The organism is Modestobacter sp. VKM Ac-2977, assembly GCF_026968045.1.
In the GTDB taxonomy this organism is placed as follows: domain Bacteria; phylum Actinomycetota; class Actinomycetes; order Mycobacteriales; family Geodermatophilaceae; genus Modestobacter.
The window spans coordinates 399054-417299 of sequence record NZ_JAPVBQ010000004.1; the positions used below are offsets into that span (position 1 = coordinate 399054).

Annotated in this window: 16 protein-coding genes; 10 read left to right on the plus strand and 6 right to left on the minus strand. The window is 71.4% G+C overall.

Going from position 1 to position 18246, the window contains the following annotated elements:
* Window positions 1-78 precede the first annotated feature (78 nt).
* Window positions 79-960, minus strand: coding sequence for a dTDP-4-dehydrorhamnose reductase (gene rfbD, locus O2V63_RS18485; protein ID WP_269168983.1), 882 nt, complete (start codon window positions 958-960; stop codon window positions 79-81).
* Window positions 957-1952: a dTDP-glucose 4,6-dehydratase gene (gene rfbB, locus O2V63_RS18490; protein ID WP_269168984.1), complete on the minus strand. Its 996-nt coding sequence runs from the start codon at window positions 1950-1952 to the stop codon at window positions 957-959. The genes rfbD and rfbB overlap by 4 nt, the downstream gene beginning before the upstream one ends.
* Before the next feature lie 170 nt (window positions 1953-2122).
* Here rfbB and O2V63_RS18495 point away from each other — a divergent pair, with 170 nt between their 5' ends.
* The 6 genes from O2V63_RS18495 (at window position 2123) to O2V63_RS18520 (ending at window position 7909) form a co-directional block, all read left to right on the plus strand.
* Window positions 2123-3655 (plus strand): LCP family protein, encoded by a 1533-nt coding sequence (locus O2V63_RS18495; RefSeq protein ID WP_269168985.1) that lies wholly within the window; start codon window positions 2123-2125, stop codon window positions 3653-3655.
* On the plus strand, window positions 3655-4446 hold the full coding sequence (locus O2V63_RS18500; RefSeq protein WP_269168986.1) for a TIGR03089 family protein: 792 nt from the start codon (window positions 3655-3657) through the stop codon (window positions 4444-4446). The genes O2V63_RS18495 and O2V63_RS18500 overlap by 1 nt, the downstream gene beginning before the upstream one ends.
* Before the next feature lie 41 nt (window positions 4447-4487).
* Entirely contained in the window at window positions 4488-5279 is a 792-nt protein-coding gene (locus tag O2V63_RS18505; protein WP_269168987.1) for a CoA transferase subunit A, read from the plus strand.
* Window position 5280: 1 nt separating this feature from the next.
* Window positions 5281-5949 carry a CoA transferase subunit B gene (locus O2V63_RS18510; RefSeq protein WP_269168988.1) on the plus strand — a complete coding sequence of 223 codons (669 nt, stop codon included), beginning with the start codon at window positions 5281-5283 and terminating at the stop codon, window positions 5947-5949.
* 85 nt (window positions 5950-6034) lie between these two features.
* A complete protein-coding gene (locus O2V63_RS18515; RefSeq protein WP_269168989.1) occupies window positions 6035-6856 on the plus strand; it encodes a DUF1028 domain-containing protein in 822 nt (273 codons plus the stop codon).
* 63 nt (window positions 6857-6919) lie between these two features.
* On the plus strand, window positions 6920-7909 hold the full coding sequence (locus tag O2V63_RS18520; protein ID WP_269168990.1) for an FkbM family methyltransferase: 990 nt from the start codon (window positions 6920-6922) through the stop codon (window positions 7907-7909).
* 70 nt (window positions 7910-7979) lie between these two features.
* On the opposite strand, the gene O2V63_RS18525 is transcribed toward O2V63_RS18520, so the two are convergent.
* The 3 genes from O2V63_RS18525 to O2V63_RS18535 form a co-directional block, all read right to left on the minus strand.
* On the minus strand, window positions 7980-9134 hold the full coding sequence (locus tag O2V63_RS18525; RefSeq protein ID WP_269168991.1) for an acyl-CoA dehydrogenase family protein: 1155 nt from the start codon (window positions 9132-9134) through the stop codon (window positions 7980-7982).
* 67 nt (window positions 9135-9201) lie between these two features.
* Entirely contained in the window at window positions 9202-9702 is a 501-nt protein-coding gene (gene purE / locus O2V63_RS18530; protein ID WP_269168992.1) for a 5-(carboxyamino)imidazole ribonucleotide mutase, read from the minus strand.
* 9 nt (window positions 9703-9711) lie between these two features.
* Complete coding sequence (locus tag O2V63_RS18535; protein ID WP_269168993.1) at window positions 9712-10917, minus strand: 5-(carboxyamino)imidazole ribonucleotide synthase; 1206 nt, start codon at window positions 10915-10917, stop codon at window positions 9712-9714.
* Window positions 10918-11096: 179 nt separating this feature from the next.
* Here O2V63_RS18535 and O2V63_RS18540 point away from each other — a divergent pair, with 179 nt between their 5' ends.
* Window positions 11097-11594, plus strand: coding sequence for a GtrA family protein (locus O2V63_RS18540; protein ID WP_269168994.1), 498 nt, complete (start codon window positions 11097-11099; stop codon window positions 11592-11594).
* Between the two features lie 72 nt (window positions 11595-11666).
* Here O2V63_RS18540 and O2V63_RS18545 read toward each other — a convergent pair whose 3' ends face one another.
* Window positions 11667-13274: a DUF2142 domain-containing protein gene (locus tag O2V63_RS18545; protein WP_269168995.1), complete on the minus strand. Its 1608-nt coding sequence runs from the start codon at window positions 13272-13274 to the stop codon at window positions 11667-11669.
* An 83-nt stretch (window positions 13275-13357) separates the two neighbouring features.
* Between O2V63_RS18545 and O2V63_RS18550 the strand changes: the two genes are divergently transcribed.
* The 3 genes from O2V63_RS18550 (at window position 13358) to O2V63_RS18560 (ending at window position 18177) form a co-directional block, all read left to right on the plus strand.
* Window positions 13358-14347, plus strand: a complete 990-nt coding sequence (locus tag O2V63_RS18550) for a glycosyltransferase family 2 protein (protein ID WP_269168996.1) — start codon at window positions 13358-13360, stop codon at window positions 14345-14347.
* A 600-nt stretch (window positions 14348-14947) separates the two neighbouring features.
* Window positions 14948-17020, plus strand: a complete 2073-nt coding sequence (locus O2V63_RS18555) for a glycosyltransferase family 2 protein (RefSeq protein WP_269168997.1) — start codon at window positions 14948-14950, stop codon at window positions 17018-17020.
* Between the two features lie 20 nt (window positions 17021-17040).
* Complete coding sequence (locus O2V63_RS18560; protein WP_269168998.1) at window positions 17041-18177, plus strand: glycosyltransferase; 1137 nt, start codon at window positions 17041-17043, stop codon at window positions 18175-18177.
* Window positions 18178-18246 lie beyond the last annotated feature (69 nt).

An 18246-nucleotide genomic window follows, 5' to 3' on the forward strand; every position in this document is an offset into this window, starting at 1 on the left:
GATGAAGCCATCCACCTGACGAAAACGAGGCGAGATGATCGGACACCCATCACCGTCACCAGCGCGTCGCGGTGGCGGTCAGCCTCGGAAGCCCTCCTGCATCGCCAGGTGCAGCGCCTCCCGCCAGGGCCGTGGCGCGGCCAGACCCGTGGCGGTCCACGCCGACCCGTCGAGCACGGAGTAGGCCGGCCGCGGCGCCGGCCGCGGGAAGGCGTCGGTGGTGGTGGGCAGGACGCGCGCGGGGTCCGCCCCCAGCTCCTCGAAGACGGCCTGCGCCAGGCCGTGCCAGCTGGTCTGCCCGCTGTTGGTGTGGTGCAGCACGGGCGGCACGGCGTCGCCCCGCTCGCCCAGCTCGACGAGACCCGCAGCCAGGTCGGCCGACCAGGTGGGTGAGCCGACCTGGTCGTCGACGACCGAGAGCGTCTCGCGCTGACCCTCCAGCTTGGTCATCGTGCGCACGAAGTTCCCCCCGTGCCGGCCGTACACCCAGGCGGTACGCACGACGGTGGCATCTCCACCGACCGCCGCGACCGCCTGCTCACCGGCCAGCTTGGTACGGCCGTACGCCGAGCGCGGGGCCGTGGGTGCGTCCACCGGGTAGGGCTCGGTCGCCGAGCCGTCGAAGACGTAGTCCGTCGACACGTGGACCAGCCGCCCGTGGCCGGCCATCTCCTCGGCCAGCCAACCGGGCGCGGAACCGTTCACCACGGCGGCCGTGGCCTCGTCGTCCTCGGCGGCGTCGACCGCCGTGTAGGCGGCAGCGTTGAGGAGGACGGCTCGGTACCCGTCCGAGCGGGCCAGCCAGTCCCGGACCCCCGCCCGGACCGCGGTCTCGTCGGTGAGGTCGAGCTCTGCCCGTCCGACGGCCGTCACCCGGTCACCCGGTCGTCCGGACAGCACCTCGAGCAGGTCGTGGCCCAGTTGCCCGCGGGCCCCGGTGACCAGCCAGGCGGTGCTCATGAACGCGCGGTCGCCGCGGCCGCCTTGAGCGGCTCCCACCAGGCGCGGTTGTCCCGGTACCACTGCACGGTGAGGGCGAGCCCGTCCTCGAAGGACATCCGGGGGGCGTAGCCGAGCGCGCCGGTCTTCGAGTAGTCGACCGAGTAGCGCAGGTCGTGCCCGCCACCGCGCGGGTCGACGATGTGCTCGACGTGGCTCCAGTCCCGCCCGGTCGCCTCCAGCAGCTTCTCGGTGAGCTCACGGTTGGACAGCTCGCGGCCGCCGCCGATGTTGTAGTACTCGCCGGGCGCGCCCTTCTCCAACACCAGCTGGATGCCACGGCAGTGGTCGTCGACGAACAGCCAGTCGCGGACGTTCGCACCCTCGCCGTACAGCGGCACCGTGTGCCCGTCGAGCAGGTTGGTGACGAAGAGCGGGATGACCTTCTCCGGGAAGTGGTACGGCCCGTAGTTGTTGCTGCACCGGGTGATGGAGATGTTCATCCCGTAGGTCTTGGCGTACGCGCGGGCGATGAGGTCGCTGCCGGCCTTGGACGCCGAGTACGGGGAGTTCGGCTCCAGGATGTGGTCCTCGACCCAGGAGCCCTCGTCGATCGAGCCGTAGACCTCGTCGGTGGAGACGTGCACGACCCGCCCGACCTCGGCGCGCAGCGCGGACTCGAAGACCTGCTGGGAGCCCAGCACGTTGGTGAGCACGAAGTCGGCGGCGCCGGTGATCGACCGGTCGACGTGCGACTCGGCGGCGAAGTGGACGACCGCGTCGTGGCCGGGCAGGGCTGCGTCGAGGTCCTCGGCCGAGCAGATGTCGCCCTGCACGAACCGGTACCGCGGGTTCTCCGCCACCGGAGCGAGGTTCGCGAGGTTCCCGGCGTAGGTCAGCTTGTCGAAGACCGTCACCTCGGCGTCCTCGAAGCCGGGGTAACCGCCGGAGAGCATGGTCCGCACGTAGTGCGAGCCGATGAAGCCGGCGCCGCCGGTGACCAGGATGCGCATCTGAGAAGAGCCCTTCGAGTGACTGGGCGGACAGGTGATGCTGAGCAGTCTCGCAGAACTGCGTCGCTGCCCGGCGTGGACGGGTTCTGCACGTATCGTCGCCCGCACTCCGCCGCGAGACCTGAGGCGCGCTGAACGACCGAGGCCGGCGCCGCTACGTGAGGACATCTGTGAGCTACCACGACGACCGCACCGGGGCCTCCCGCCCGCTGCCGCCCCGGCTGGACCCGCGCGCCGGCCGCCCCTCGCGACACTCCGGCTCCGGGGACCCGGCCGGTTCCGGCCACCGCCGACTCGCCGCCGGCGCCCGGGTGGTCGCCGGCCTGCTCTCCCTGGTCCTGCTGGGCACCAGCGGGTGGGGCTGGTACCTCGGCCGCGTCGCCGACGCCAGCGTCAACCGCACGAACGCCATCCCCACCTCGGGCAACGAGCAGACCGTGGACAGCGGCGAGGCGATGAACCTGTTGCTCGTCGGCAACGACAGCCGCGCAGGCGCCACGGAGGAGGAACTGGCCTTGCTCAACACCGAGGCCAACGCCGGGCTGAACACCGACACCATGATCCTGGCGCACGTCCCGGCCGACGGGTCCGCAGCGTCGTTCGTCTCCTTCCCGCGCGACTCCTACGTGGAGATCCCGGGCTACGGCTGGGACAAGCTGAACGCTGCTTACGCCTACGGGAGCATGGAGGCGCCGGACGGCGCTTCCGACGCCGCGGTGCAGGCGGCCGGTGCGCAGCTGCTGATCCAGACGCTCAGCTCGCTGACCGGCCTGCGGATCGACCACTACGCCGAGGTCGACCTGCTGGGCTTCTTCCAGCTCTCCACCGTCGTCGGCGGCGTGGAGGTCAACCTCTGCGAACCGGCCAAGGACAGCTACTCCGGCATCGACCTCCCGGCGGGGGTGCAGACGATCAGCGGCGAGCAGGCGCTGGCCTTCGTGCGTCAGCGGCACAACATCGGGAACACCAGCAGCGACTTCGACCGGATCAAGCGCCAGCAGGTGTTCATCGCGGGCATGATCCGCAAGATGCTCAGCGACAACGTGCTGCTGGACCTGGGCAAGCAGCGCGAGCTGGTCCAGGCTGCCGCCGACGCGCTGACCGTCGACCAGAACCTCGACCTGCTCCGGCTGGCACAGCAGATGCAGTCGATCACCCCGGACAGCATCGAGTTCCAGACCGTCCCCTTCGTCGGGACCGACCGGGACGAGCAGGACCGCTCGATCATCCGTCTCGAGGACGAGGACACGCTGCACGCCTTCTTCGCCGAGCTCAACGCGGAGCCCGAGCCCGAGCCCGCGGCGGAGGCGGCGTCACCCGAGGCCGCAGCGGTCGTCAGCCCGACCGACGTGGACGTGGAGGTCTACAACGGCTCCGGCATCTCCGGGCTGGCCGGCAGCGCCGGCGACGAGCTGACGGCGGCCGGCTTCCAGGTCACCGGGACGGCGAACGCCGACTCGATGGACTACGAGGTCACCGAGATCCGGCACGCCACCGGGGACGAGGCGCTGGCGGCGGCGCTGGCCGCCCAGGTCCCTGGTGCGGTCACCAAGGTCGTCGACGACGCGGCCAGCGGCACCGTCCAGCTGGTGCTCGGCTCCGACTTCAACGGCGTGGGACAGGCCGTGACCGCCGCTCCCCCGGCACCGGTGACGGAGAGCGCGGACGCCCGGACGGCCGCCGACACCGGGTGCATCAACTGATGCCCGCCACCCCCGCGGACCTGCTCGCCGCCGCGCTCCGACGAGACGCTGCCGCCCCGCTGATCACCTTCTACGACGACGTCTCCGGTGAGCGCACCGAGCTGTCGGCCACCACCCTGGCCAACTGGGTGGCCAAGACCGCCAACCTGCTGCAGGAGGAGTTCGACGTCGGCCCGGGCAGCACCGTCGGCCTGGCCCTGCCGGTGCACTGGCAGACCGCCGCGGTCCTGCTCGGGGCCTGGAGCTGCGGGGCGGCGGTGTGGGAGACCGCCGCCGAGGACGACGACCGGCTCACCGACGCCGACGTCGTCCTCGCCGACGCCGACCGGCTGCCCGCCCTGGAGGAGCTGGGCCTCGACGAGCTGCTGGGCCTGTCCCTGCACCCACTCGGCATGGGCATGACCGGGTACACCGGCCCAGCCCGGGACTTCGCGCTCGAGGTCCGCAGCCAGGGCGACGTCTTCGCCCCCTGGCAAGCGGTCGACCCCGCGGGGGTCGGTCTGGTGCTCGGCGGGGGGCAGCTGAGCCTGTCCGCCCTGGTCGAGACGGCGACCGAGCTGGCCGGCCGGCTGGGCATGGCCGCCGGTGACCGGGTGCTGGTCGACCAGCAGGCAGCGACCGAGGCCGGGCCGGTGGCCTGGCTGCTGGCACCGCTGGCGGCCGGGGCCTCGCTGGTGCTCTGCCGCGCGGCCGCACCGTCCGGCCTGCTCCGTCGCGCGGAGACCGAGCGGGTCACCGCTACGCTCGGGGTGGAGCTCGACGGGATCCGCGAGCTGGGCCGCCCCGCCTGACGCACCGCCTGCCCAGCCCTCGAACGGACGGTGGTCAGCGCATGGACAAGGTCGTCGCGAGCGCACGGGAGGCCGTGGCCGACATCCCCGACGGGGCCACCCTGTCGGTCGGCGGGTTCGGGTTGTGCGGGGTGCCGGTGGCGCTGATCGACGCGCTGCTGGAGCAGGGCGCGTCGGGCCTGACGACCATCTCGAACAACTGCGGGGTCGACGACCAGGCGCTCGGGGTGCTGCTCTACGCCGGGCGGATCGCCAAGACGATCAGCTCGTTCGTGGGCGGCAACAAGGAGCTGGCCCGGCTGTACCTGTCCGGCGAGCTGGAGGTCGAGCTGACCCCGCAGGGGTCGCTGGCCGAGCGGCTGCGCGCCGGGGGCACCGGCATCCCCGCGTTCTACACCCCCACCGGGGTGGGCACCCTGGTGGCCGACGGTGGCATCCCGGTGCGCTACGACGCCGAGGGCACCGTGGTGGCCACCAGCGAGCCCAAGGAGGTCCGGCGGTTCGGCGACCAGGACTTCGTGCTGGAGACCGCGCTGACCGCCGACTACGGCCTGGTGCGCGCAGCGGTCGGCGACCGGCACGGCAACCTGGTCTTCCACGAGTCGGCCCGCAACTTCAACCCGCTGTGCGGGATGGCCGCGACCGTCACCATCGCCGAGGTCGAGGAGCTGGTCGAGCCCGGCGAGATCCTGCCCGAGTCGGTGCACCTGCCCGGGGTGTTCGTCCAGCGCGTCGTGGTCGTGGGCCCGGAGGGGAAGCGGATCGAGCGGCGCACCACCCGACCCCGCCCCGGCGCCGCCGCGGCCACCGGCACCGAGACCACGGAGGCCTGAGATGGCACTGTCCCGCGACCAGCTGGCCGCCCGGGTCGCCCTGGACCTGCACGACGGCCAGTACGTGAACCTCGGCATCGGCATGCCCACCCTGGTGCCCAACCACATCCCCGACGGGGTGCACGTGGTGCTGCAGAGCGAGAACGGCGTGCTCGGGGTCGGCCCCTACCCCTTCGAGGGCGAGGAGGACGCCGACCTGATCAACGCCGGCAAGGAGACCATCACGATCCTGCCCGGGGCGAGTTTCTTCGACTCCTCGCTGTCCTTCGGCATGATCCGCGGGCACCACATCGACGTCGCCGTCCTGGGCGCGATGCAGGTGAACGTCCGCGGTGACCTGGCCAACTGGCTGATCCCCGGGAAGATGGTCAACGGGATGGGCGGGGCGATGGACCTCGTCCACGGCGCCCGCGAGGTGATCGTGATGATGGAGCACGTCGCCCGCGACGGCTCCCCCAAGATCGTCGAGGAGTGCTCCCTGCCGCTGACCGGCAAGGGCTGCGTCGACCGCGTCATCACCGACCTGGCCGTCATCGACGTCACCGACACCGGGCTGGTGCTCCGCGAGACCGCCCCCGGCGTCACCGTCGACGAGGTCGTCGCCGCCACCGGCGCGCCCCTGCAGGTCGACGGCGAGGTGCCCACCATGGCCCTGTCTGCCACCGTGTGAGAAAGGACCCCCCTGCCCCCCACGCCTCGCATGCTCGGCGCGGGCCCCTGCAGGGGGGCCGTGCACGGTCCAGGAACGAGAGCTGATGACCTTCTCCGTCATCGCCCGGGACGCCGCGACGGGTGACCTGGGCATCGCGGTCTCCTCCTGCATCCTGGCCGTCGGCCGGGCCGTGCCCACGGTCAGGCCGGGGGTCGGGGTGATCGCGGTCCAGGCGCGCAGCCGCCGGGGCCTGGGCGCTGCCCTGCTGGCCGGCCTGGCCGACGGCGCCTCGCCGCAGGACCTGGTCCGCCGGGCCGCCCACGCCGCCGAGGACGCCGACCGCCAGATCGCCGTCCTCGACCCGACCGGCCGGGTGGCCGCCGACACCGGGCCGGGCTCGTTGCCCACCAGCGGGCACGTGCTGGGCGACGGGTTCAGCGTGCAGGGCAACATGCTGACCTCGCCCGACGTCCTGCCGGCGATGGCACAGGCGTTCACCGCCACCGGCGGGGCGCTGGCCGACCGGCTGATCGCGGCGCTGACCGCCGGCCAGGACGCCGGCGGTGACCTGCGCGGCCGGCAGTCCGCCGCGCTGCAGGTGGTCAGCGGCACCCCGGCCAGCGAGGACGACGACGGCGTCCGGGTGGACCTGCGGGTCGACGACTCCGGGGACCCGGTCGCCCAGCTGCGGATGCTGCGCAACCTGCAGCGCGCCTACGACGAGCGCGACTACGAGACCCTCGCCGTCTTCGCGCCGGAGGGAGCCCGGGACCTGTACGCCGCACTGGCCGCCTCCCGGCGGGGGGACCGGGCCGCGGCCCGCAGCGCGCTGGAGGCGGTGCGCACCCGGCCGGGGTGGTCGACGTGGCTGGCCTCGATGGCCGGTGACGCGCGGCTGTCCGCGGTGTCCCGGTTGCTCGACTGACGTCGATCAGGGTCCTCCCGCGGGTCACCGGTACCCGCGCGATCCGGCACGTAGGGTGCGGGGATGGACGGACCCGGCCTGACACGGCTGCGCCTCGACGACTGTGCCGCGATCCTCCGGGAGACCGAAGACCAGGTCGGTGACTTCACCGCCATGTGGAACGCGCTCAAGGCGGCCGAGTCCCGGCGGACTCGCCCCGCCACCGGCCTGCGGGCATGGACGAGGCGCTTCGCGCCCGCCGACGAACCGACCTTCCACGAGGACTTCGGCCGTCGGCGCGCCGACGTCCCGCCGGAGCGCCCGTTCTTCACGGGGACCGCCGCCGGGGGCATCCGGTTCATGGGCGATTCGCGGGACTACCCGTCCGCCCTGCACGCGGTCAACCCGCGGTGCAACAGCATCCTCGTCGACGCGATCACCCGGGAGCTGTCCCGCCGACCGGGCAACGTCGTCGACGTCGGTACCAACATCGGGGTGGTCGCGGTGAGCGTCGCGGCACACCTGGGGGCGAGCGGGCAGGTCTTCGCCTTCGAGCCCTCGCCGGAGACGTTCCGGCTCGCCGCGTCGACGATCGCGCTCAACCGCGCGAGCAACGTGACGCTCTACAACGCGGCGGTCAGCGACACCGATGGTGAGCTGGTCTTCAACGCCACCCCGGGCAACAGCGCCATCGCATCGGCCCGTCGCCACAAGTTCGACCTGCTCAACGAGTGGCAGGAGGTCACCGTGCCCGCTCGTCGACTGGACACCCTGCACGCGGCCGGCGAGCTGGCCGACGTGTCACTGCTCAAGATCGACGTCGAGGGCCACGAGATGAGCGCCCTGGGCGGCGCGCTGGACTTCATCGCCGGGACCCGCCCGACCGTCGTCTACGAGTACACGCCCGTCGCCGCCGCCGACCACGGGTGGACCCAGGAGGACTCGATCGCGCTGTTGAGCCGCGCCGGCGACTTCACGTTCGAGGCGCTCAGCGAGGAGGACGGTCACACGCTGCCCTTCCCCCTGCCCGCCGGCCACGACGGACAGGTCAACGTGTTCGCACGACCGGTCTGACGCCCCGATCGTCGGGGTCCGGGCGTGCGGACCGCGAGGGCTCGACGATCGACCCCGGCCGGGTGCGGCCTCAGCGCAGCAGGCTGCGGGCGATCACCATGCGCTGCACCTGGTTGGTGCCCTCGTAGATCTGGGTGATCTTGGCGTCGCGCATCATCCGCTCGACCGGGAAGTCCTGGGTGTAGCCGGCACCCCCGAACAGCTGGACGGCGTCGGTGGTCACCTGCATCGCGGTGTCCGAGGCGAACGCCTTGGCGGCAGCGGAGACCCGGGTGACGTCGGGACTCCCCTGCTCACCGGCGGCTGCGGCGACGTACACCAGGTGCCGGGCCGCCTGGATCTTCATGTCCATGTCGGCGAGCATGAACTGCACGCCCTGGAAGTCGGACACGGCCGAGCCGAACTGGCGCCGGTCCTTGGTGTAGGCGATCGCGGCGTCCAGCGCACCCTGCGCGACGCCGACGGCCTGGGCACCGATCGTCGGCCGGGTGAAGTCGAGCGTGCGCAGCGCCGTCTTGAAGCCGGTGCCGGGCTCCCCCACGATCCGGTCGGCGGGGACGGTGCAGTCGGTGAAGTACAGCTCGCAGGTCGGCGAGCCCTTGATGCCCATCTTCTTCTCCTTGGGCCCCACGGCGAACCCCGGGTCGTCGCGGTGCACGACGAACGCGGAGATGCCGTTCGCGCCCTTCTCCGGGTCGGTGACGGCCATGACCGTGAACCACTCGGAGACGCTGGCGTTGGTGATCCACGCCTTCGTGCCGTTGATCACCCAGCTGTCGCCGTCGCGCCGGGCCCGGGTCCGCATCGCCGCGGCGTCGGAGCCGGCCTCCCGCTCGGACAGTCCGTAGCTGATCATCGCGTCGCCGGCGGCGATCGAGGGCAGCACCCGCTGCTTGAGGTCCTCCGACGCCGACAGGATCACCGGGACGGAGCCGAGCTTGTTCACCGCGGGGATCAGCGAGGCGCTGACGTCGACCCGGGCGACCTCCTCGATCACGATGCAGGTGGCGATCGCGTCGGCACCCTCACCGCCGTAGGCCTCCGGGACGTGGGTGGCGTGGAAGCCCGCCGCGGTGAGCGCCTTCTGCGCCTCCACCGGGTAGCGGGACTCGGCGTCCACCTCCGCGGCGAAGGGGGCGATCTCACGTTCGGCGATCTCGCGGACCGCCTCCCGGATCGCCTCGTGCTCCTCGGTCAGCGCGTACAGCCCGGCGTTGTTACCCACCAGTAGATGCTAAGCCCGGCCGGGCTGCCCAGGGAAGCGACTCACCCAACGGCGGGGTGGTGACCGGTCAGGGTGCGATCCGCTGCTGCAGCGCGTCGTCCCGGGCGACGACCGACGCCGCCAGGTCCGCCTGGAACCGCTGCACGGCGGCGCGCAACCGGTCATCGCCGGCCGCCAGGATGCGCACCGCGAGCAGGCCGGCGTTGCGCCCGCCGCCGATCGACACCGTCGCCACCGGGACGCCGGCCGGCATCTGCACGATCGACAGCAGGCTGTCCAGCCCGTCCAGCCGGTCCAACGGCCGGGGCACACCGATCACCGGCAGCGGCGTCGCGGCGGCGACCATCCCGGGCAGGTGCGCTGCTCCCCCGGCGCCGGCGATCACCACCCGGAGGCCGCGCGAGTCCGCGGACTCGGCGTAGTCGAGCATCCGCCGCGGGGTGCGGTGCGCGGAGACGACGTGCGCCTCCCACGGGACGTCGAACTCGGCCAGCGCCTGGGCGGCGGGCTCCATCATCGGCCAGTCGGAGTCGCTGCCCATGACGATGCCGACGATCGGGTCGCTCACGGCCACTCCTCAGTGCTCGGTCTCGAAGGCGAACGCGGGGTCGACGACGCCGTCGGCCAGGTAGCGGGCGGCAGCCACCGCGCGACCCCGCACCTCGGCCAGGTCCACACCCAGCGCGGTGACGTGACCGAGCTTGCGACCGCGACGCTGACCCTTGCCGTACCAGTGCAGCTTCACGTCGGGCCAGTGCGCCATCAGGTGGTGGACCCGCTCGTCCAGCCCGGGGCCGGACCAGTCGTCGTCCGCGGTCGCACCGCCGAGCACGTTGGCCATGACGACCACCGGCGCGGTCATCGCCGTCGACCCCAGCGGGTAGTCCAGGACGGCGCGCAGGTGCTGCTCGAACTGGCTGGTCCGGGCGCCCTCGATGGTCCAGTGCCCGGAGTTGTGCGGGCGCATCGCCAGCTCGTTGACCAGCACGCCGTCGGCGGTCTCGAACAGCTCCACCGCCAGCATGCCCACCACCCCGAGCCGGTCGGCGATCCGGACGGCGAGCTCCTGGGCGGCGGTGGCCAGCTCCTCGGACAGGCCCGGGGCGGGCGCCAGCACCTCGTTGCAGACGCCGTCCCGCTGGATCGTCTCGACCACCGGCCACACCGCGACCTGGCCGAACGGGGACCGGGCGACCTGCGCCGACAGCTCGCGGACCATGGCCACCCGCTCCTCGGCGAGCAGGGTGCCGTGCCGCTCGAGGAGGTCGGCGACCTGGTCGGGGCCGGAGACGACGAACACGCCCTTGCCGTCGTAGCCGCCGCGCGGGGTCTTCAGCACCACCGGCCAGCCGACGCCGTCGGCGAAGGCGGTCACGTCGTGCACGGTGCGGACCTCGGCCCAGGCCGGCTGCGGCTCCCCCGCCTCGGCCAGCGCCCGGCGGAGCACCAGCTTGTCCTGAGCGTGCACCAGGGCAGCGGGGCCGGGGGCGACCCGGTGGCCGTCGGCCTCCAGCGCGCGCAGGTGCTCGGTGGGCACGTGCTCGTGGTCGAAGGTGACCACCGTCGCGCCGGCTGCGAACCGCCGGAGGTCGGCCAGCTCGTCGTGGTCGCCGCGGTGGACGTCGGCGGCCACGAGTGCAGCGGACTCGGCCGGATCGGCAGCCAGGACCCGGAGCGACTGGCCGAGCGCGATCGCTGCCTGGTGGGTCATCCGGGAGAGCTGACCGCCGCCGACCATGGCGACGACGGGGAGTCCGGTGCGCGGGTCGAGTGGTGTGGTCATGGTGGTTGACGAGGCTAGAGCGCCGGGGCGCACGGCATCGACCAGGGGTGGTGGCCCCTCACCGGCGGGCCGCCCCGGCCTGGTGGGGTCCGGACACCGGGGGGCTGCGGCAGTCCCGCGACACCCCAGGATCGAGGAGCTCCTCGCGGGTACCAGACGCACCTCGTACAGTCGTGCGGGTGCCGTCAGTCCGACTCCTCCAGCAACGGCTCAGTGGAACCTGGCGCACGCTCCTGAAGGAGCTCAGCGCCTTCGGCGTCGTGGGCGCAGCGAGCTTCGCCCTCGACCTCCTCGTCTTCCAGGTGCTGTACGGCAACCTGGGCACGGGCGCGGTGACGGCCAAGCTCATCTCGACGCTCGTGTCCATGACGGCGGCCTATCTCGGCCACCGACACTGGTCCTTCTCGCATCGGGCCCGCACCGGCCTCCGGCGCGAGTACGTGCTGTTCGCGGCCATCAACGGCCTGACCCTGCTCCTCGGTCTGGCGATCGTGGCCCTCGTGCGCTATCCCCTCGGTCAGGAGAGCGCCCTGGTGTTGCAGGCGGCCAACGTCGCCTCCACCGCGCTGGGCACGGTCATCCGCTACCTCAGCTACCGCCGCTGGGTCTTCCCCCCGGCGAGCCCGCAGACCGCCGGACTCGAGCCGACCGACACGGCGGCGACCGGAACGCGCTGAGCACCCCCGCCGGGGCTGCGGCCCCGGTCGCGCCGCTCATCCGGCGGCCTGCCCGGCGAATGACACCCGCGGTCAGCGGACCTCGCCCACCGGCTCGCCCGGCAACGGGTCCGCGGGCTCCCCCGAGCGCACCCCGTCGTCACGGTGCTGCGCGCGCGCCACGCCGTGCAGCTGCGCCAGCAGGAAGACCGTCAGGCAGCCGCTGGCTGCGACGAACGCGAGCGGGCTCAGCCAGCCCCCTGGAGGAGCCCACTCGGCCGAGGCGTCGAAGGGCCGGATGTCCAGTCCGTAGGTGTAGCGCCACAACGACCAGCCGAACGAGGCCACGTGGACGGCGGCCACGAACGGGATCAGCAACCACCGTGCCCGGCCGGCCGCTGGCGCAGCACTCTCCCGGGAGCAGATCGCGGCCATGGCGACGACGGGGAGGCCGATCGACAGCGGCAGTCCGTAGCGCCCCTGCCAGATCAGTCCCAGCTCCGCAGCGCTGGGGACCTGACTCACGATCGGCAGCGCGAAGGAGAGCACCAGGAGTGCGGCGACCCCCCACCGCAGGCGACCGCGACCGAACGCGAGACCGGCCACGACCACGGCCGCGACCGTGAGCCCCAGCGACCAGAGCACGACGGGTGGCGGGATGACGTTCAGCCAGCCGAACACCGCCAGCTGCTCCCTGACGTAGCGACCGGTCATGTCCAGCGCGCCCTCGACGGCCAGCCGGGCGGAGGACAGCCGCGGATCAGGGACACCGCCCAGGCTCTCGGTCGGCTCGACGACCAGCAACCACGTCCCCGCCACGACCGCGCCGAGTGCCGCGATGCAGGTCGCCGGGAGCCAACGCCGGTCCGACAGCGCGACCCGCCAGAACTCCCGGGTGGCGATCAGGACCAGACAGAGCGCGATCAGGAGAGCGAGCAGACCAGACCCCGGCCGGGTGTTGAGCAGGACGACTGCAGTGACGGTCCCGGCAGCCAGGCGCCGGCGGACGTCGTGGCCACCGGGGTCGCGGACGAGGGGGACCAGCAGGCACCAGGTCGCGAACCCGGCGGCGATCTCGAGCGCTGACGAGTTGACCATCCCGCCGAAGAAGAGGGCCGTCGGCGTGATGGCCAGCCACCCGGCCGCGACCATCGCCGGAGCGTGACGACTGGCGCGCAGGGCCGTCAGTCCGACGGCGTAGAACGCCGCGCACAGGACGGCGCTGGCCACCCGCATCGACAGGACGGCGGCTTCCCCGTCTGCCAGGAGACTCGGCAGCCCCACGACTGCGTAGTACAGGGGCGGGTAGCGGCCGATCCACGTCCGCACCTCGCCGTCGCCCGCGCCGTCGGCGACGAAGGGAGGGGCGCAGTCGGGCGGCTCGTTGAGGTCGTAGATGAAGCAGTCGGGGTTCGGCTGAGCCTGTCCGTAGTAGGCGGGGACGTCCACGCCGGTGATCAGCTGGAAGTACCCACCCGGCGTCTCGATCGTGCGGCCGGTGAGTTCCCCACGCGCCACGGCAACCGCCTTGACGACCTGCGCAGACTCGTCCGGGCTGGCGAACAGCGGCGTCGCGAGGGACCAGCTGGCCATGGCCACCGACAGCAGCAGCCACGTGACGACGAAGAACCGTACGAGGCCTCGCCGGCTCCTGGACGGACCCGACACAGTTGCTCCGGTGAGCCCGACGTCGGTCCGCATGCGGCTAGGCTAGATGTCGGCGCAGAGCCACAGCCCGCCCCCTCGCCGCCTCAGCGGAGCGAGTACCACCTGTGAGGAGCCCTGTGACCTACTCGGACGTGGCCGTCCTGATCCCCTGCCACAACGAGGCCAGCACCGTCGTCCAGGTGGTCGAGGGCTTCCGGGAGCACCTGCCCGGGGCGAGGATCGTGGTCTGCGACAACAACTCCACCGACGGCACCGCCGATCTGGCCCGGAACGCCGGTGCGGTGGTCGTGGCAGAACACCACCGCGGCAAGGGGTACGCCGTCCGTCGCCTGTTCTCCGACGTCGACGCCGACTTCTTCATCATGGTCGACGGCGACGCCACCTACGCCCCCGAGGCGGGCCCGGAGATCATCCGGCTGATGCGCGAGGACGGCGTGGACACGGTCCTCGCCGTCCGGGACGCCCAGTCCTCAGGTGGATCCGCCGAGTACCGCATCGGGCACCAGTTGGGCAACCGGGTGTTCAGCCGCACGTTCTCCTTCCTCTTCGACACTGCGTACACCGACGTGCTGACGGGCTATCGCGGGTTCAGCCGCCGTTTCGTCAAGTCCTGCCCCCTGCTGGCCCGCGGCTTCGACGTCGAGATCGAGCTGAACGCACACGGTGCGTCCCTGGGAATGCCGTGGGCGGAGGTCCGGACGCCCTACGTGGAGCGCATCAGCGGCTCGGAGAGCAAGCTCAACACCTACAGTGACGGGCTTCGGATCTTCCGCCGGCTCTTCCGGCTCTTCCGTGACTTCCGGCCGGCCCTGAGCTTCGGTGGACTGGGACTGCTGCTCGGACTGATCGGCGCCGCCACCCTGGTCCCGCTGCTCGTGACGTACGAGTCGACGGGGACCGTGCCGCGCTTCCCGACCCTCTTCGTGGTGGTCGGGTTGTTCCTCGCGGCGCTGTTCCTCGTCCTGGTCGGCGCCATCCTGGACCGTGCGGCTCGAGACAGGCTGGAGCGCAACCGCCTCGCGTACTTGTCGGTCCCTGCGCCCTGGCAGCACCGGGGTCCGCACGGGACCTCGGTGCCCGGGGACACGTCCTTCTCCAGGGTCTGAGGCGCACGGGGTCCACGGGCCGCCTGCGACCTCCACCCGATCGGGTCCCCGCCGCCGCGGGTGCGCCCCCTGAGGACGTGTCCCCCGGCCCGGCCACCTGCCACGTCAGCTCGGCACAGCCAGGTCAACGGAGCGCGGCACGCCGACGCGCCGGTTGCGCGCCGCGCACTGTTTCGTACGGTACGTTTTGCCACCACTACCCGCTGTGAGTGCCTGTGACTGAGGGCCTTGCGCGCCGACTCGACGCTGGATGGGCCCGGTCTTGCTGACGATCCACCTCTCGCCCGCTCCATCAGCCGCGAGAACACCACGTTCGGCCGACGAGCGGTTCGCGGGCGTCGCCGGGCTCACCGTGGCCGCGGGCGTGGGGCCGCCGGCGCAGCACTCCGTCCTGCGGGCGGACCAGGACACGTCCGAGCCACTGGGCAGCGACATCTCCCCGTGCTCGGCGCGCCCGTCCCCGGGAGATCTGCCGAGCGCACGTCGTGCCGCCTCGGAGTGTCTGGTCCCCCCCCTCCACGGAGGCATGGACCATGACGTCGTCGACAACATCTGCGATGCCATCGAATGGCACGGCAGCACAGAGGATGGGCATCGCTCATGACGGAACCAATGGTCAGCGTCCTGCTGGTCACCTACAACCACGAGCGCTTCATCGAGCGCGCTCTGGCGTCCATCGCCAGTCAGGCGCTGGACGGCGACATCGAGGTGGTGGTCGCCGACGACTCCTCCGAGGACCAGACGCTCGCCATCGTCCAGGAATGGGCAGGGACGGTTCCGTTCGACGTCCGTGTGCTCCCCCGCCAGCCGCGCCTGGGGATCACCCAGAACTACCACCGCGGCTTCTCCGCCTGCCGAGGTCGCTACATCGCCGTGCTCGAAGGCGACGACGAGTGGATCTCCGTCGACAAGCTCCAGCTGCAGGCGGATCTCCTGGAGAAGCGACCGGACCTGTCCATGTCCGCGACACGCATCCTCCTGTACGACGAACTGACCGGCTCGTCGAGCGCGTTGCCGCTCATCGGCCTCGACTCGATGGAGATCGAGGTGACCAGCCGGCAGCTGGCCGACAGCAACTGGTTCGCGACCTTCAGTTGCTGCATGTACCGGGCCGAGACGCTGGAACGACTCAATCCCGAGATCTTCGAGACCACCGCCTATGACTGGCTGATCAACATGGCCGTCACCGAGTTCGGGAACGCCGGACTCGTCGCTGAGGTCGCGACGCTGTACCGCATCCACCAGAACGGCAAGTGGTCGCAGGCCCGGCAGCGCGACCGGGACGAGCAGATCCGCGCACTCCTGCCCCGGTACATCGAGCTGATCGGGTCGAACGTCGGGCGGGAGCTGACCCGGTACATGCACGGGCTGGACGCGCGGGTCGCGCAGAGCGTGGACCTCCCCGAGGCGACCGCGGCCGTCTCGGACGAGCACAGCGTCGCCCTGCCCGTCCCCCGGGTCACGAACCCGCGCCGTCCGCGGGTGTCCGTCGTGATGCCGTGCTACAACCACGAGCCGTTCGTCGTTGCGGCGATCAACAGCGTCCTCGACCAGACGATGGCCGACTTCGAACTGATCGTCGTGGACGACGGGTCCTCGGACGCGTCGATGAGGGCGGTCGCGTCCGTGTCCGACGAGCGTCTGCGTGTCTACCGGTTCGCCCACAACCAGGGCGCTGCGGCGTCCCTGAACTTCGCCATCCAGCAGACGCGAGCCGAGCACGTCGCGCTGATCAACTCCGACGACATGTGGGAGCCGCACAAGCTCGAGCGGCAACTGGAGGTGCTGGAGCGGCGCCCCGAGGTCGCTGCCGTCTTCACGGGCGCCCGGTTCGTCGATGAGGCCGGCAACCCGCTGCCGCCGCACAGGCTGCCCCGTTGGAACACCGTGTTCCGGCAGCCCAGCCGCACGCAGGCACAGTGGCTCCGCTTCTTCTTCGAGAACGGCAACGCCCTCTGTCACCCCAGTGTGCTGATCCGGCGGTCGTTCTACGTCGAGCACGGTCTGTACGACAACCGGATGCGTCAGCTGCCGGACTTCGAGCGCTGGATCACGCTGGTCAAGCACCACCCCATCGCGGTCCTCGGCGACGAGGACCTGGTGCGCTTCCGACTGCTGCCGTCGGAGCAGAACGCCAGCAGTGCGAGTCGGGCCAACGTGGTCCGAGGACTCCACGAACACCTGGCCATCGACGAGCACTTCTTCGAGGGAGTCTCGACGGATCTGATAGTCGAGGGCTTCGGCGACCTCCTGCGCGATCAGCACGTCGCAGAGGCCGACGAGCTGGCGTGCGAGCTCGCCTTCCTCTGGTGGGACACCCCGTGTCCCATGCAGGAGGTCAACAGGGTCCACGCGCTGCGGCTGCTGCGCGAGCTCATGGGGAACCCGGACACCGCTCGCATGATGGTCACCCGCCATGGCTTCACCGACCTGACGCTGCACATGTACGCCGGGGCCCACGAGCGCACCATGTCCGAACCCCAGCTCGAGTGGCTCCAGTCGCTCGACACGAAGAGGATGCTCCCTGAACCGGAGCCCGGGAGCATGGTGGTCGAGCAGGCCCCCGCCGGGCAACTGGTTCGAGTCGTACTGGGGCGTGCCCGCCGAGCGAAGCGGTCCGTGCTGCCCCACCGCGTCCTCTTCCACCTGCGCCGCGTGCTGAGTTCGCGTTGACGGCGCGTTCTGGGGTCGTCGTGCTCGACGACTACTTCCCGACGACGGGCACCGGTTTCCGCATCGCCGAGTTCGACTGGATGATGCGGCACGGGATCGTCTCGGAGGTCATGACGACAGCGACGCCGCTCGACCATCTGCGAGCCGAGTACTCGGCCACACACCCGAACACGGCCGAGCAGATCAGCGCCTACGACGCTGAGCGGCTCAGCTCCTTCGAATGTGCGTCCCTGTTGTTCCTCAACAACGCGGCGTACTTCCTGCCGGACCTCGAGAAGCACTCCTTGCCCTTCGTGCTGACCCTGTACCCCGGCGGTGGGCTCAACTTCGGCGACAGTGCGGCGGAGGAGAAGCTGAGCAGGGTGCTGTCGTCTCCCCTGCTCAGCCACGTGATCACCACTCAACCCGTGGTCACCGAACGCGCCACTGCGATGGTGCGCGACTCGGTCCCGGTCACCGAGGTGCTGGGACTCACCGTCGACCCGCTCTATCTGACTCCGGGGCCGGGCTTCCGCAAGAACTACTTCCGGGGTCACGGCGAGCGCCTGGACGTCTGCTTCGTGGCGCACCGGTACACGTCGGATGGCGCGGACAAGGGCTTTCCCGTGTTCCTGGAGACGGTACGGCTGCTCCGTGAGGGTGGGCAGCCCGTGCGTGGTCACGTCGTCGGTGGCTACAGCTCCGCTGACGTCGGTCCGGAGTACGCAGCCGTCGACCTGACCTTCACCGGCGTCATCAGCACGCCGGAGCTGCGTCAGTTCTTCCTCGGCATGGACGTCATCGTCTCCCCGACCGCACCCAATCGTCTCGCTCCCGGCAGTTTCGACGGGTTCCCCACCGGAGCCTGTGTCGAGGCCGCGCTCTGCGGTGTCGCGGTCGTGGCCAGCGACCCGTTGGCGCAGAACCGCGTCTTCACAGACCGCCGGGACATCCACACGCCGGCTGCGGACGCGCACGACATCGTGGAGCGGATCAGCGAGATGCTGGCCGAGCCCGATGGGCTGCGGCGTGTCGCCCAAGGCGGACTCAAGACGGCCCGTCGCGCCTATGGCGTCAATGCGCAGCTGTGGACCCGGCGCCGTGTGCTCGAGGAGGTCCGTTCATCGATCCGATCCGCTGCACTGACCGGAGAACCAGGTCAGGAACCTGAGGAGTGAGTGCCCCTCGAGGCCGCGGCTCGGGCCTCGACCTGCGGTCACTGATGGCCTGCTGAGGCTGCGCCGCTC